At 53.9% G+C, this 12,088-nt stretch carries 12 protein-coding genes and 1 other annotated feature; of the genes, 7 read left to right on the top strand and 5 right to left on the bottom strand.

The window, feature by feature from the left end:
- Positions 1 to 110 precede the first annotated feature (110 nt).
- The 5 genes from HU143_RS19105 to thrC all read left to right on the top strand — a co-directional run bounded on the left by HU143_RS19105 (position 111) and on the right by thrC (position 5,841).
- Positions 111 to 797: a tRNA/rRNA methyltransferase gene (locus tag HU143_RS19105; RefSeq protein WP_001266769.1), complete on the top strand. Its 687-nt coding sequence runs from the start codon at positions 111 to 113 to the stop codon at positions 795 to 797.
- A gap of 213 nt (positions 798 to 1,010) precedes the next feature.
- Positions 1,011 to 1,076, top strand: a complete 66-nt coding sequence (thrL, locus tag HU143_RS19100) for a thr operon leader peptide (protein WP_001575544.1) — start codon at positions 1,011 to 1,013, stop codon at positions 1,074 to 1,076.
- Positions 1,012 to 1,132, top strand: a sequence feature (Thr leader region). Its footprint overlaps the gene before it by 65 nt.
- 25 nt (positions 1,133 to 1,157) lie before the next feature.
- Positions 1,158 to 3,620, top strand: coding sequence for a bifunctional aspartate kinase/homoserine dehydrogenase I (gene thrA / locus HU143_RS19095; RefSeq protein WP_023226890.1), 2,463 nt, complete (start codon positions 1,158 to 1,160; stop codon positions 3,618 to 3,620).
- Between the two features lies 1 nt (position 3,621).
- Entirely contained in the window at positions 3,622 to 4,551 is a 930-nt protein-coding gene (gene thrB, locus HU143_RS19090) for a homoserine kinase (protein ID WP_000241685.1), read from the top strand.
- Between the two features lie 3 nt (positions 4,552 to 4,554).
- Complete coding sequence (thrC, locus tag HU143_RS19085; RefSeq protein WP_000781105.1) at positions 4,555 to 5,841, top strand: threonine synthase; 1,287 nt, start codon at positions 4,555 to 4,557, stop codon at positions 5,839 to 5,841.
- A gap of 93 nt (positions 5,842 to 5,934) precedes the next feature.
- On the opposite strand, the gene yaaA is transcribed toward thrC, so the two are convergent.
- Both yaaA and HU143_RS19075 read right to left on the bottom strand, forming a co-directional pair.
- A complete protein-coding gene (gene yaaA / locus HU143_RS19080) occupies positions 5,935 to 6,708 on the bottom strand; it encodes a peroxide stress protein YaaA (protein ID WP_023226889.1) in 774 nt (257 codons plus the stop codon).
- A gap of 78 nt (positions 6,709 to 6,786) precedes the next feature.
- Complete coding sequence (locus HU143_RS19075; protein ID WP_001113816.1) at positions 6,787 to 8,217, bottom strand: alanine/glycine:cation symporter family protein; 1,431 nt, start codon at positions 8,215 to 8,217, stop codon at positions 6,787 to 6,789.
- A 268-nt stretch (positions 8,218 to 8,485) separates the two neighbouring features.
- Between HU143_RS19075 and tal the strand changes: the two genes are divergently transcribed.
- Together tal and mog are read left to right on the top strand one after the other, a co-directional pair.
- Positions 8,486 to 9,439, top strand: a complete 954-nt coding sequence (gene tal, locus HU143_RS19070) for a transaldolase (protein ID WP_000130175.1) — start codon at positions 8,486 to 8,488, stop codon at positions 9,437 to 9,439.
- Positions 9,440 to 9,549: 110 nt separating this feature from the next.
- Positions 9,550 to 10,140 carry a molybdopterin adenylyltransferase gene (mog, locus tag HU143_RS19065; protein WP_000380373.1) on the top strand — a complete coding sequence of 197 codons (591 nt, stop codon included), beginning with the start codon at positions 9,550 to 9,552 and terminating at the stop codon, positions 10,138 to 10,140.
- A gap of 56 nt (positions 10,141 to 10,196) precedes the next feature.
- Here the strand turns inward: mog and satP are convergent, their stop codons facing one another.
- The 3 genes from satP to HU143_RS19050 all read right to left on the bottom strand — a co-directional run bounded on the left by satP (position 10,197) and on the right by HU143_RS19050 (position 12,066).
- Complete coding sequence (gene satP, locus HU143_RS19060; RefSeq protein ID WP_000528525.1) at positions 10,197 to 10,763, bottom strand: acetate uptake transporter; 567 nt, start codon at positions 10,761 to 10,763, stop codon at positions 10,197 to 10,199.
- A gap of 149 nt (positions 10,764 to 10,912) precedes the next feature.
- Positions 10,913 to 11,626 carry an acidic protein MsyB gene (msyB, locus tag HU143_RS19055; RefSeq protein ID WP_001103477.1) on the bottom strand — a complete coding sequence of 238 codons (714 nt, stop codon included), beginning with the start codon at positions 11,624 to 11,626 and terminating at the stop codon, positions 10,913 to 10,915.
- Positions 11,627 to 11,661: 35 nt separating this feature from the next.
- Positions 11,662 to 12,066, bottom strand: a complete 405-nt coding sequence (locus HU143_RS19050) for a DUF2541 family protein (protein WP_001258094.1) — start codon at positions 12,064 to 12,066, stop codon at positions 11,662 to 11,664.
- Between the last annotated feature and the right edge of the window lie 22 nt (positions 12,067 to 12,088).

Here is a 12,088-nt window from a genome sequence, read left to right as displayed (position 1 = left end):
TCAAAAATGCTTTTTCAGTGATATCCGTTAAAATTTTGTAAATTTGCGAAGCGTAATATGCTTACAAACGCCAGCTAATTTCCTGTAAATTAGTCAAAAAGAGTAATGAAATGCGTGTAACAATCGTTCTTGTCGCTCCCGCCAGAGCGGAAAATATCGGCGCAGCCGCCCGGGCTATGAAGACCATGGGATTTACTGACCTGCGTATTGTCGACAGCCAGGCGCACCTGGAGCCCGCCACCCGTTGGGTCGCACATGGATCTGGAGATATTATTGATAATATTGAGGTTTTCCACACCCTTGCCGACGCGCTCCACGATGTGGATTTTACCGTCGCGACGACAGCCCGCAGCCGGGCAAAATTTCATTACTACGCTTCGCCCGCTGAACTGGTTCCCTTATTACAGGAAAAATCACGCTGGATGCGTCATGCCGCGCTGGTTTTTGGCCGTGAGGATTCCGGTCTGACCAACGACGAGCTGGCGCTGGCGGATGTACTGACCGGCGTGCCGATGGCGGCGGATTACCCTTCGCTCAATCTGGGGCAGGCGGTCATGGTGTATTGCTATCAATTAGCAGGTTTAATGCAACAGACCACTGAATCCGTTGATATTGCTGATGAATCGCAGTTACAGGCGTTACGCGCGCGCCTTTTACGTCTGTTAACGACTCTGGAGGCGGCCGATGACCACAAATTAACCGACTGGCTACAACAGCGAATCGGCCTGCTGGGACAGCGAGATACGGTAATGTTGCACCGTTTGGTTCATGATATTGAAAAAAAACTAACAAAATAACGTGCTGTAATTTTTAAAATAATAAGAGATTACGTCTGGTTTCAAGAGATCATAACAGGGGGAATTGGTTGAAAATAAATATATCGCCAGCAGCACATGAACAAATTTCGGAATGTGATCAATTTAAAAATTTATTGACTTAGGCGGGCAGATACTTTAACCAATATAGGAATACAAGACAGACAAATAAAAATGACAGAGTACACAACATCCATGAACCGCATCAGCACCACCACCATTACCACCATCACCATTACCACAGGTAACGGTGCGGGCTGACGCGTACAGGAAACACAGAAAAAAGCCCGCACCTGAACAGTGCGGGCTTTTTTTTCGACCAGAGATCACGAGGTAACAACCATGCGAGTGTTGAAGTTCGGCGGTACATCAGTGGCAAATGCAGAACGTTTTCTGCGTGTTGCCGATATTCTGGAAAGCAATGCCAGGCAAGGGCAGGTAGCGACCGTACTTTCCGCCCCCGCGAAAATTACCAACCATCTGGTGGCGATGATTGAAAAAACTATCGGCGGCCAGGATGCTTTGCCGAATATCAGCGATGCCGAACGTATTTTTTCTGACCTGCTCGCAGGACTTGCCAGCGCGCAGCCGGGATTCCCGCTTGCACGGTTGAAAATGGTTGTCGAACAAGAATTCGCTCAGATCAAACATGTTCTGCATGGTATCAGCCTGCTGGGTCAGTGCCCGGATAGCATCAACGCCGCGCTGATTTGCCGTGGCGAAAAAATGTCGATCGCGATTATGGCGGGACTCCTGGAGGCGCGTGGACATCGCGTCACGGTGGTCGATCCGGTAGAAAAACTGCTGGCGGTGGGCCATTACCTTGAATCTACCGTCGATATCGCGGAATCGACTCGCCGTATCGCCGCCAGCCAGATCCCGGCCGATCACATGATCCTGATGGCGGGCTTTACTGCCGGTAATGAAAAGGGTGAACTGGTGGTGCTGGGGCGTAATGGCTCTGACTACTCTGCCGCCGTGCTGGCCGCCTGTTTACGCGCTGACTGCTGTGAAATCTGGACTGACGTCGATGGCGTGTATACCTGTGACCCGCGCCAGGTGCCGGACGCCAGGCTGCTGAAATCGATGTCCTACCAGGAAGCGATGGAACTCTCTTACTTCGGCGCCAAAGTTCTTCACCCTCGCACCATTACGCCCATCGCCCAGTTCCAGATCCCCTGTCTGATTAAAAATACCGGTAATCCGCAGGCGCCAGGAACGCTGATCGGCGCGTCCAGCGACGATGATAATCTGCCGGTCAAAGGGATCTCTAACCTTAACAACATGGCGATGTTTAGCGTCTCCGGCCCTGGAATGAAAGGGATGATTGGGATGGCGGCGCGTGTTTTCGCCGCCATGTCTCGCGCCGGGATCTCGGTGGTGCTCATTACCCAGTCCTCCTCTGAGTACAGCATCAGCTTCTGTGTGCCGCAGAGTGACTGCGCGCGTGCCCGCCGTGCGATGCAGGATGAGTTCTATCTGGAGCTGAAAGAGGGGCTGCTGGAGCCGCTGGCGGTTACGGAGCGGTTGGCGATTATCTCTGTTGTCGGCGACGGTATGCGCACGCTACGCGGCATTTCAGCGAAATTCTTCGCCGCGCTGGCGCGGGCTAATATCAATATCGTGGCGATCGCTCAGGGATCTTCTGAGCGTTCCATTTCTGTGGTGGTGAATAACGACGATGCCACCACCGGCGTGCGGGTAACGCACCAGATGCTGTTCAATACCGATCAGGTGATTGAAGTGTTTGTCATTGGCGTCGGCGGCGTCGGCGGCGCGCTACTGGAACAGCTTAAACGTCAGCAAACCTGGCTGAAGAACAAGCACATCGATCTACGCGTGTGCGGCGTGGCGAACTCAAAGGCGTTGCTAACCAATGTGCATGGCCTGAATCTGGACAACTGGCAGGCGGAACTGGCGCAAGCGAACGCGCCGTTCAATCTGGGACGCTTAATTCGCCTGGTGAAAGAATATCATCTACTCAATCCGGTGATTGTTGATTGTACCTCCAGTCAGGCGGTGGCCGACCAGTATGCCGACTTCCTGCGTGAAGGATTCCATGTGGTGACGCCAAACAAGAAAGCGAACACCTCGTCGATGGACTACTACCATCAGCTACGTTTCGCCGCCGCGCAATCACGGCGCAAATTCTTGTATGACACCAACGTCGGCGCCGGTTTGCCGGTAATCGAAAACCTGCAAAACCTGCTGAATGCGGGTGATGAACTGCAAAAATTTTCCGGCATTCTTTCCGGGTCGCTCTCTTTTATTTTCGGTAAACTGGAAGAGGGGATGAGTCTCTCACAGGCGACCGCGCTGGCGCGCGAGATGGGCTATACCGAACCCGATCCGCGCGACGATCTTTCCGGTATGGATGTGGCGCGTAAACTGTTGATCCTCGCCCGCGAGACGGGTCGCGAGCTGGAGCTTTCCGATATCGTGATTGAACCGGTGTTGCCGGACGAGTTTGACGCCTCCGGCGATGTGACCGCCTTTATGGCGCATCTGCCGCAGCTTGACGACGCGTTTGCCGCCCGTGTGGCGAAAGCTCGTGATGAAGGTAAGGTATTGCGCTATGTGGGCAATATCGAAGAGGATGGCGTGTGCCGCGTGAAGATTGCCGAAGTTGATGGTAACGATCCGCTCTTCAAAGTGAAAAACGGTGAAAACGCGCTGGCGTTCTACAGCCACTATTATCAGCCCTTGCCGTTGGTGCTGCGCGGCTACGGCGCAGGCAATGATGTGACGGCGGCGGGCGTGTTTGCCGATCTGTTACGGACCCTCTCATGGAAGTTAGGAGTTTAACATGGTGAAAGTGTATGCCCCGGCTTCCAGCGCGAACATGAGCGTCGGTTTCGACGTGTTGGGCGCAGCCGTCACACCCGTTGACGGCACGTTGCTGGGCGATGTGGTATCCGTTGAAGCAGCGGACCATTTCCGTCTGCATAACCTGGGGCGATTTGCCGATAAACTGCCGCCGGAGCCGCGTGAAAATATTGTTTATCAGTGCTGGGAACGTTTTTGCCAGGCATTGGGGAAAACCATCCCGGTGGCGATGACGCTGGAAAAAAATATGCCGATTGGTTCCGGGTTAGGGTCCAGCGCCTGTTCCGTCGTCGCCGCGCTGGTCGCGATGAATGAGCACTGCGGCAAACCGTTAAACGACACGCGTCTGTTGGCGCTGATGGGCGAGCTGGAAGGCCGTATCTCCGGCAGCATCCATTACGATAACGTCGCGCCGTGTTTTCTTGGCGGTATGCAGCTGATGATTGAAGAAAACGGCATTATTAGTCAGCAGGTGCCGGGCTTTGATGAGTGGCTATGGGTACTGGCTTATCCGGGCATTAAAGTTTCCACCGCAGAAGCACGGGCCATTTTGCCTGCGCAGTATCGCCGTCAGGATTGCATTGCGCATGGACGGCATCTGGCCGGTTTTATTCACGCCTGTTACTCGCGGCAGCCGCAGCTTGCCGCCGCGCTGATGAAAGATGTTATTGCCGAACCATACCGCGCGCGTTTACTGCCGGGCTTTAGCCAGGCGCGGCAGGCGGTGTCGGAGATCGGCGCGCTGGCGAGCGGGATTTCAGGATCGGGGCCGACGCTGTTTGCGCTATGCGATAAACCGGAGACGGCGCAGCGCGTCGCGGACTGGCTGAGCAAACATTATCTGCAAAATCAGGAAGGCTTCGTTCATATTTGCCGGCTGGATACGGCGGGCGCACGAGTAGTGGGATAATCAATGAAACTCTATAATCTGAAAGACCATAATGAGCAGGTCAGCTTTGCGCAGGCCGTCACGCAAGGGCTGGGCAAACAGCAGGGACTTTTTTTTCCGCACGATCTGCCGGAGTTTAGCCTGACGGAAATTGATGAGATGCTCAACCAGGACTTTGTCAGCCGTAGCGCAAAGATCCTCTCGGCATTTATTGGCGATGAAATACCGCAGCAAATTCTGGAAGAGCGCGTCCGCGCGGCGTTTGCTTTCCCGGCGCCGGTAGCGCAGGTAGAAAGCGATGTCGGCTGCCTGGAGCTGTTCCATGGTCCGACGCTGGCCTTTAAAGACTTCGGCGGGCGTTTTATGGCGCAAATGCTGACGCATATCAGCGGCGACAAACCGGTGACGATTCTGACTGCAACGTCAGGCGATACCGGCGCGGCGGTGGCTCACGCGTTCTATGGCCTGGAAAATGTGCGGGTCGTCATTCTCTACCCGCGCGGTAAAATCAGTCCGTTGCAGGAAAAACTGTTCTGTACGCTGGGCGGCAACATTGAAACCGTGGCGATCGACGGCGATTTCGACGCTTGCCAGGCGCTGGTGAAACAGGCATTTGATGACGAAGAACTGAAAACGGCGCTGGGGCTGAATTCGGCTAATTCGATTAATATCAGCCGCCTGTTGGCGCAAATTTGCTACTACTTTGAAGCCGTGGCGCAACTGCCGCAGGGGGCGCGTAACCAACTGGTGATCTCCGTCCCCAGCGGCAACTTTGGCGATTTGACGGCAGGGCTGCTGGCGAAGTCGTTAGGCCTACCGGTGAAACGTTTTATCGCCGCCACCAACGTCAACGACACGGTGCCGCGTTTTCTGCATGACGGAAAGTGGGCGCCGAAAGCGACGCAGGCGACCCTGTCGAATGCGATGGATGTCAGCCAGCCGAATAACTGGCCGCGCGTGGAGGAGCTATTCCGCCGTAAAATCTGGCGTCTGACTGAGCTGGGCTATGCGGCGGTGGATGACACTACGACACAACAGACGATGCGCGAGCTGAAAGCGAAAGGTTATATCTCGGAACCTCATGCGGCGGTAGCGTATCGGGCATTACGCGACCAGTTAAACCCTGGCGAGTATGGCTTGTTTCTCGGAACGGCGCATCCGGCGAAGTTTAAAGAAAGCGTGGAGTCCATTCTGGGAGAAACTCTGGCCTTGCCTGAAGCGCTCGCCGAACGCGCCGACCTGCCGCTGCTTTCACATCATCTGCCTGCGGATTTTGCCGCCCTGCGTAAGCTGATGATGACCCGCCAGTAACCATTGCGCCCGGTGGCGCTGTCGCTTACCGGGCCTATGGGGTGGTGTCGATTTGTAGGCCGGATAAGGCGTAACCGCCATCCGGCGATGCCGTTACCGCTCGTAGCGTTTAAAGACCAGCTCGTCTTGTGTGGAGGTTTCTTCATCAAAGAAATACCCTTCACGGTCAAACGCGATAAGCTGTTCCGGCTTCGTTAAGCGGTTTTCAATAATAAAACGGCTCATCAGTCCGCGCGCTTTTTTGGCGTAGAAGCTTACCACCTTAAACTTGCCGTTTTTCTCATCAAGGAACACGGGCTTAATCAGTTCGGCATTCAGTTTCTTCGGCTTCACCGATTTAAAATATTCCTCAGAGGCCAGATTCACCACCACCCGATCGCCCTGCGCTTCAAGCGCTTCGTTGAGCTTATCGGTAATGATATCGCCCCAGAATTGATAAAGATCTTTGCCGCGCGGATTCTCCAGGCGAATCCCCATCTCCAGACGATAAGGCTGCATTAAATCCAGCGGGCGCAATACGCCATACAAGCCAGAGAGCATACGCAGATGTTGTTGAGCAAAATCAAAATCCGCGTCGTTGAACGTTTCCGCCTGTAGGCCGGTATAAACATCGCCTTTGAACGCCAGAATCGCCTGGCGTGCATTATCCGGCGTAAAATGAGGCTGCCAGTCATGAAAACGCGTGGCGTTGAGATCCGCCAGTTTGTCGCTAATTCCCATCAGCCTGGAAATTTGCGGCGCCGAAAGCTGGCGGGCCTGTTGAATAAGCTGCTGGCTGTGATCCAATAGCTCCGGCTGGGTATAGCGGGTCGTGGCCAGCGGGCTTTGATAATCAAGCGTTTTTGCAGGTGAAATCAGAATCAGCATATCCAGTCCTTGCAGGGAATTTTCTGCGACTTTAGCAAAAAAACGCCGCAGAGTTGACCGATGGTTGCGATTGTCGGCTTAATCGCGCGATGCCGCATCCCAGGTATCTGGCGCCAGTTGTGGTTCGATATCCGGGAAGCGCCGCGGATCGAACTGCGGTCTTACGCCCAGTTTCCGTTGTCGCAGATAATCGCCGGCGAGGGTATACACCACCGGTGAGAGCAACAAAATCGCCGTCAGATTGGTAATAGCCATACAGGCCATGATCATGTCAGCGAGCTGCCATATCAGCGGAAAACTGATGAGCGTACCGGCGATGACCATGCCAAGCGTCGCAAGGCGTAATAGCCAGATGGCCTTTGCGTTATGTAACCGCAGAAAAAACAGATTGTTCTCGGCGTAAATATAGTTGGCGACGATAGAACTGAACGCGAACAGAATGACGATAAGCGCGACAAAACTGGCGCCCCATTCACCGGTCAACGAAACCATTGCATGTTGGAGAAGCTGAATGCCTTCTGTTGACGAATGGGACGCGTGATTCCCCGCCAGCAGGATAATCATCGCGCTGGCGGTACAGATGATAATGGTGTCGCTGAATACGCCAATCATTTGCACAATCCCCTGCGCGACAGGATGAGGTGGATACGACGTTGCCGCTGCGGCCGCATTAGGCGTTGACCCCATTCCCGCTTCATTAGAGAACATCCCACGCTGAAAACCGCTGGTAATAGCCTGGGTGAGCGTATATCCGGCTGCGCCTGCCGCGGCTTCCTGCCAGCCAAATGCGCTTTTGACTATCGAGGCGATAACGCCAGGCATTTGCTCAATATGCCAGAGGCAAATGAATACGCTGCCGGCGACCCACAATAACGCGATGAGGGGAATCAGCCATTGCATCAGACGGGCGACGCCTTTGATGCCGCGAATGATAATTAACAGGGCACAGAACGCCAGAGCAATGCCGGAGATAAGCGGCGGAATGTTGAAGGCGAAATGGAGCGCGCGTGAGACGGCATTCGCCTGCACGCTATTAAAAATCAACCCGTAGGCGACGAGCAGAAAGAGGGCGAAAACCACGCCCATCCAGCGCATTCCCAGCCCACGCGCCATATACCACGCCGGGCCGCCGCGGAACTGGCCTGTCGGGTCACGTTCTTTATAAAGCTGGGCAAGCGAACACTCGGCGAAGGAGGTCGCCATGCCAATGATGGCCGAGACCCACATCCAGAATACCGCGCCGGGACCGCCTGCGGCGATAGCCAGCGCCACGCCGGCCAGATTACCGCTGCCAATCCGCGCCGCGAGGCTGGTACACAGTGCCTGAAATGACGTCAGGCCGCCTGGCTGCGGGCTAAGGCTGCCTTTCAGACTGCGGCTAAATTGGCGAATATAACGAAATTGAATGAATCCGGTACGCCAGGTAAACCAACATCCTGCGCCGAGCAGCAGGTAAATCATTACCGAGCCCCAGAGTATTTCGTTAATAAAACTGAAAAACTCAGGCATTAACGTCCCTCTTGTTGATGCCGTCACGCTTTGATGATCCTGTATAAGCGTGACCCATGATGTAGATGACCTTGTCAGACTAATATTAACGGCAGTTTACCATAAATACGGCGGTATCCTTTAATTGCGCATCAACCGTCGGCAGATACGCAAACAGTTCACAAGGGCAGCCAGGTGCATGTAGGCGGTTGCGCTGTGAGTGCGTCGTGTTATCATCAGGGTAGACCGGTTACATCCCCTAACAAGCTGTTTAAAGAGAAACTCTATCATGACGGACAAATTGACCTCCCTTCGTCAGTTCACCACCGTAGTGGCTGATACCGGAGATATCGCGGCAATGAAGCTGTACCAGCCGCAGGATGCTACAACTAACCCTTCTCTCATTCTTAACGCAGCGCAAATCCCGGAATATCGTAAGCTGATTGACGATGCTGTCGCCTGGGCGAAGCAGCAGAGCAGCGACCGCGCGCAGCAGGTTGTTGACGCGACCGATAAGCTGGCGGTGAATATTGGCCTGGAAATCCTGAAGCTGGTGCCGGGGCGTATTTCTACCGAAGTTGACGCGCGTCTGTCTTATGACACTGAAGCGTCTATCGCCAAAGCAAAACGTATCATTAAACTCTACAATGATGCGGGTATCAGCAACGATCGTATCCTGATCAAGCTGGCGTCCACCTGGCAGGGCATTCGCGCAGCCGAACAGCTGGAAAAAGAAGGCATCAACTGTAACCTGACGCTGCTGTTCTCCTTCGCGCAGGCGCGTGCGTGCGCCGAAGCGGGCGTCTACCTGATCTCGCCGTTCGTAGGTCGTATTCTTGACTGGTATAAAGCCAATACCGACAAGAAAGACTATGCGCCAGCTGAAGATCCGGGCGTGGTTTCCGTAACGGAAATCTACGAGTACTACAAACAGCATGGTTACGAAACCGTCGTTATGGGCGCAAGCTTCCGTAACGTAGGCGAAATTCTGGAGCTGGCGGGCTGCGACCGCCTGACTATCGCACCGGCATTGCTGAAAGAACTGGCGGAAAGCGAAGGGGCGATTGAGCGTAAGCTCTCTTTCTCCGGCGAAGTCAAAGCGCGCCCGGAACGCATTACCGAAGCCGAGTTCCTGTGGCAGCATCACCAGGACCCCATGGCGGTTGACAAACTGGCGGATGGTATCCGTAAGTTTGCGGTAGACCAGGAAAAACTGGAAAAAATGATCGGCGATCTGCTGTAATCATTAACGCGTGGCCCTGATATGGGTCACGCTACCTCTTCTGAAACCTGTCTGTCCTTCCCTTCGCAGTGTATCATTCTGTTTAACGAGACTGTTTAAACGGAATAATCATGGATACCTTACGTATTGGCTTAGTTTCTATCTCCGACCGCGCTTCAAGCGGCGTTTACCAGGATAAAGGCATTCCTGCGCTTGAGGAGTGGCTCGCTTCTGCGCTGACCACGCCTTTCGAGGTTCAGCGGCGCTTAATTCCTGATGAACAGGAAATTATCGAGCAAACGTTGTGTGAACTGGTTGATGAGATGAGCTGTCATCTGGTGCTGACCACTGGCGGTACCGGTCCGGCACGTCGCGACGTCACGCCGGACGCGACCCTTGCCATCGCTGACCGTGAAATGCCAGGTTTTGGCGAACAGATGCGCCAGATCAGCCTGCGCTTTGTGCCGACCGCCATTCTTTCCCGCCAGGTGGGCGTTATCCGTAAACAGGCGTTAATTCTTAATCTGCCTGGACAGCCAAAATCGATCAAAGAAACGCTGGAAGGCGTAAAAGCGGACGATGGCAGCGTTAGCGTGCCGGGCATTTTTGCGAGCGTGCCGTATTGCATACAGCTGCTTGACGGGCCGTATGTCGAAACCGCGCCGGAAGTGGTTGCCGCTTTCCGTCCAAAGAGCGCCAGACGTGAGAATATGTCGTCCTGACCGGAAAATACTGATAGTAGGGTTATTCCTCCCGGTGCGGGAGGAATAAAAGAGATTTAGTGCGCCTCGCCGATTGGCAGAATAGTGCGGCCAAATTGCTCGTTTAGCACTTCACCCATCGCCAGATAAATAGCGCTGGCGCCGCAAACCAGACCAACCCAGCCTGCGATATGGATAATGGCTTCGTTACCGGTGATATTGCCGACCGCCAGCAGAGCGAACAGTACGGTCAGGCTCAGGAAAACAAATTGCAGCGCGCGGGCGGCTTTCAGCGTACCGAAGAACATAAACAGCGTGAACACGCCCCACAGACCTAAATAAGCGCCGAGTAGCTGAGCGTCAGGCGCATCCGTCAGACCCATTTTCGGCATCAGCAGGATAGCGACCAGCGTCAGCCAGAACGAACCGTAAGAGGTAAAGGCCGTTAAACCAAAGGTATTGCCTTTTTTGTACTCCAGCAGACCGGCAAAAATTTGCGCGATACCGCCGTAGAAAATCCCCATCGCCAGAATAATACCGTCCAGGGCGAAAAAACCGGCATTGTGCAGGTTAAGCAGAATGGTGGTCATGCCGAAGCCCATCAGGCCCAGCGGTGCCGGATTAGCCAACTTAGTGTTGCCCATAATTCCTCAAAATCATCATAATTGAATGGTGAAATAGTTTCCCAGAATAACGAGTTCCGTATTCGGGGCGCGGCATAATAATCAGGGGGAAGAGGACTGTCTATGATCTAATAAGGGGGAAAAGAAAATATTTCCCCCAGTGAGGGCATTCACGCCTGAACGGCTGCCATCATTCGTCGCAGGCAGGCTATTTGCAAGACCGCCGGAATAGTCACGCGATACGCGCTGCCGCTCATCGCTTTGACGCCGTTTAATGCCGCGCCGACCGGGCCGCCAAGACCTGCGCCGCGCAGCAATCCGTGGCCCAGGATGCTCATTGCGGCATGGGTACGCAAAATGCGGGTAAGCTGGGTGGAAAGCAGGTGGGAGACCCCTTTTGCCAGACTGCGATCTTTCATGAGCAGCGGCAGCAGTTCTTCCAGTTCAGAAACTTTGGCGTCTACGGCTTGCAGAAATTCCTGCTTATGCGCCGCGTCCATCTTCTGCCAGGTATGACGTAAAAAATGCTCCAGCAGTTGCTGTTCTATTTCAAACGTCGACATGCTTTTATCTGCTTTGAGTTTTAGCCGTTTTGCGACATCCAGCAGAATTGCGCGGTACTGTTTTCCGTGTCCGCGCAATTTGTTGGCGATACTGTCGCCGCCGTAATGCTGAAACTCGCCGGCAATGAGCTGCCAGTTACGGCGGTGTTGCTCCGGGTGACCTTCCATCGCTTTGAACAGTTCGTTATGACTAAGGACGCTCGACAAGCGAGCCTTGCCCTTTTCGTTATGCGTCAGCAAACGGGCGAAATCGGCGAGTTGTTCTTCGCTACAATGCTGAAGAAAGTCTAAATCCTCGTCGTGTAAATAGGTGACGTTCATTTTCAGTCTGGCTTTTGGAATAGAAATAACAGCGATTAATCGTCGCCAATGACTTTAAGTCTCGCCATATCGGAAGAATTTACCGTATGGCCTGAGAAGGTAATCTTTGATACGCAGCGTTTGTTGTCGTTATCGCTATTAATATTGATCCAGCCTGTTGTCTGGCCCTCTTTGATTGAGGAAGGGACGTTCAGGCTTTGGCTGGCGCTACGCGCAGTTTTAAAATAGACGGATGCGCCGCTAAGTTCGATGTCGCCGTGATCCGCCGTGAGTTGAATGCGCTTCACGATGCGGCAGACGGGAATTTTCAGCGTGAGATCGTTCGTTTCATTTCTGGGCATGGCAATAACACCCAGTATTTTATGGTCGTTCGCGTGCGCGACGCTACTTAACGCCAGGCCGAAAAGCAGGCCGACGGAAATCGTTAACACAGATCGCATGAAATTTCTCTTTGACGGGTTC

The organism is Salmonella sp. SJTUF14076, from assembly GCF_015534835.1.
GTDB classification, from domain to species: domain Bacteria; phylum Pseudomonadota; class Gammaproteobacteria; order Enterobacterales; family Enterobacteriaceae; genus Salmonella; species Salmonella enterica.
This window is presented reverse-complemented; position numbering and strand designations above follow the sequence as displayed.

Bases quoted from the DNA above. Each gene is read 5' to 3' on its own strand.
- HU143_RS19105 (WP_001266769.1), top strand. From the start codon at position 111: ATGCGTGTAACAATCGTTCTTGTCGCTCCCGCCAGAGCGGAAAATATC.
- thrA (WP_023226890.1), top strand. From the start codon at position 1,158: ATGCGAGTGTTGAAGTTCGGCGGTACATCAGTGGCAAATGCAGAACGT.
- thrB (WP_000241685.1), top strand. From the start codon at position 3,622: ATGGTGAAAGTGTATGCCCCGGCTTCCAGCGCGAACATGAGCGTCGGT.
- thrC (WP_000781105.1), top strand. From the start codon at position 4,555: ATGAAACTCTATAATCTGAAAGACCATAATGAGCAGGTCAGCTTTGCG.
- yaaA (WP_023226889.1), bottom strand. From the start codon at position 6,708: ATGCTGATTCTGATTTCACCTGCAAAAACGCTTGATTATCAAAGCCCG.
- HU143_RS19075 (WP_001113816.1), bottom strand. From the start codon at position 8,217: ATGCCTGAGTTTTTCAGTTTTATTAACGAAATACTCTGGGGCTCGGTA.
- tal (WP_000130175.1), top strand. From the start codon at position 8,486: ATGACGGACAAATTGACCTCCCTTCGTCAGTTCACCACCGTAGTGGCT.
- mog (WP_000380373.1), top strand. From the start codon at position 9,550: ATGGATACCTTACGTATTGGCTTAGTTTCTATCTCCGACCGCGCTTCA.
- satP (WP_000528525.1), bottom strand. From the start codon at position 10,763: ATGGGCAACACTAAGTTGGCTAATCCGGCACCGCTGGGCCTGATGGGC.
- msyB (WP_001103477.1), bottom strand. From the start codon at position 11,626: ATGAACGTCACCTATTTACACGACGAGGATTTAGACTTTCTTCAGCAT.
- HU143_RS19050 (WP_001258094.1), bottom strand. From the start codon at position 12,066: ATGCGATCTGTGTTAACGATTTCCGTCGGCCTGCTTTTCGGCCTGGCG.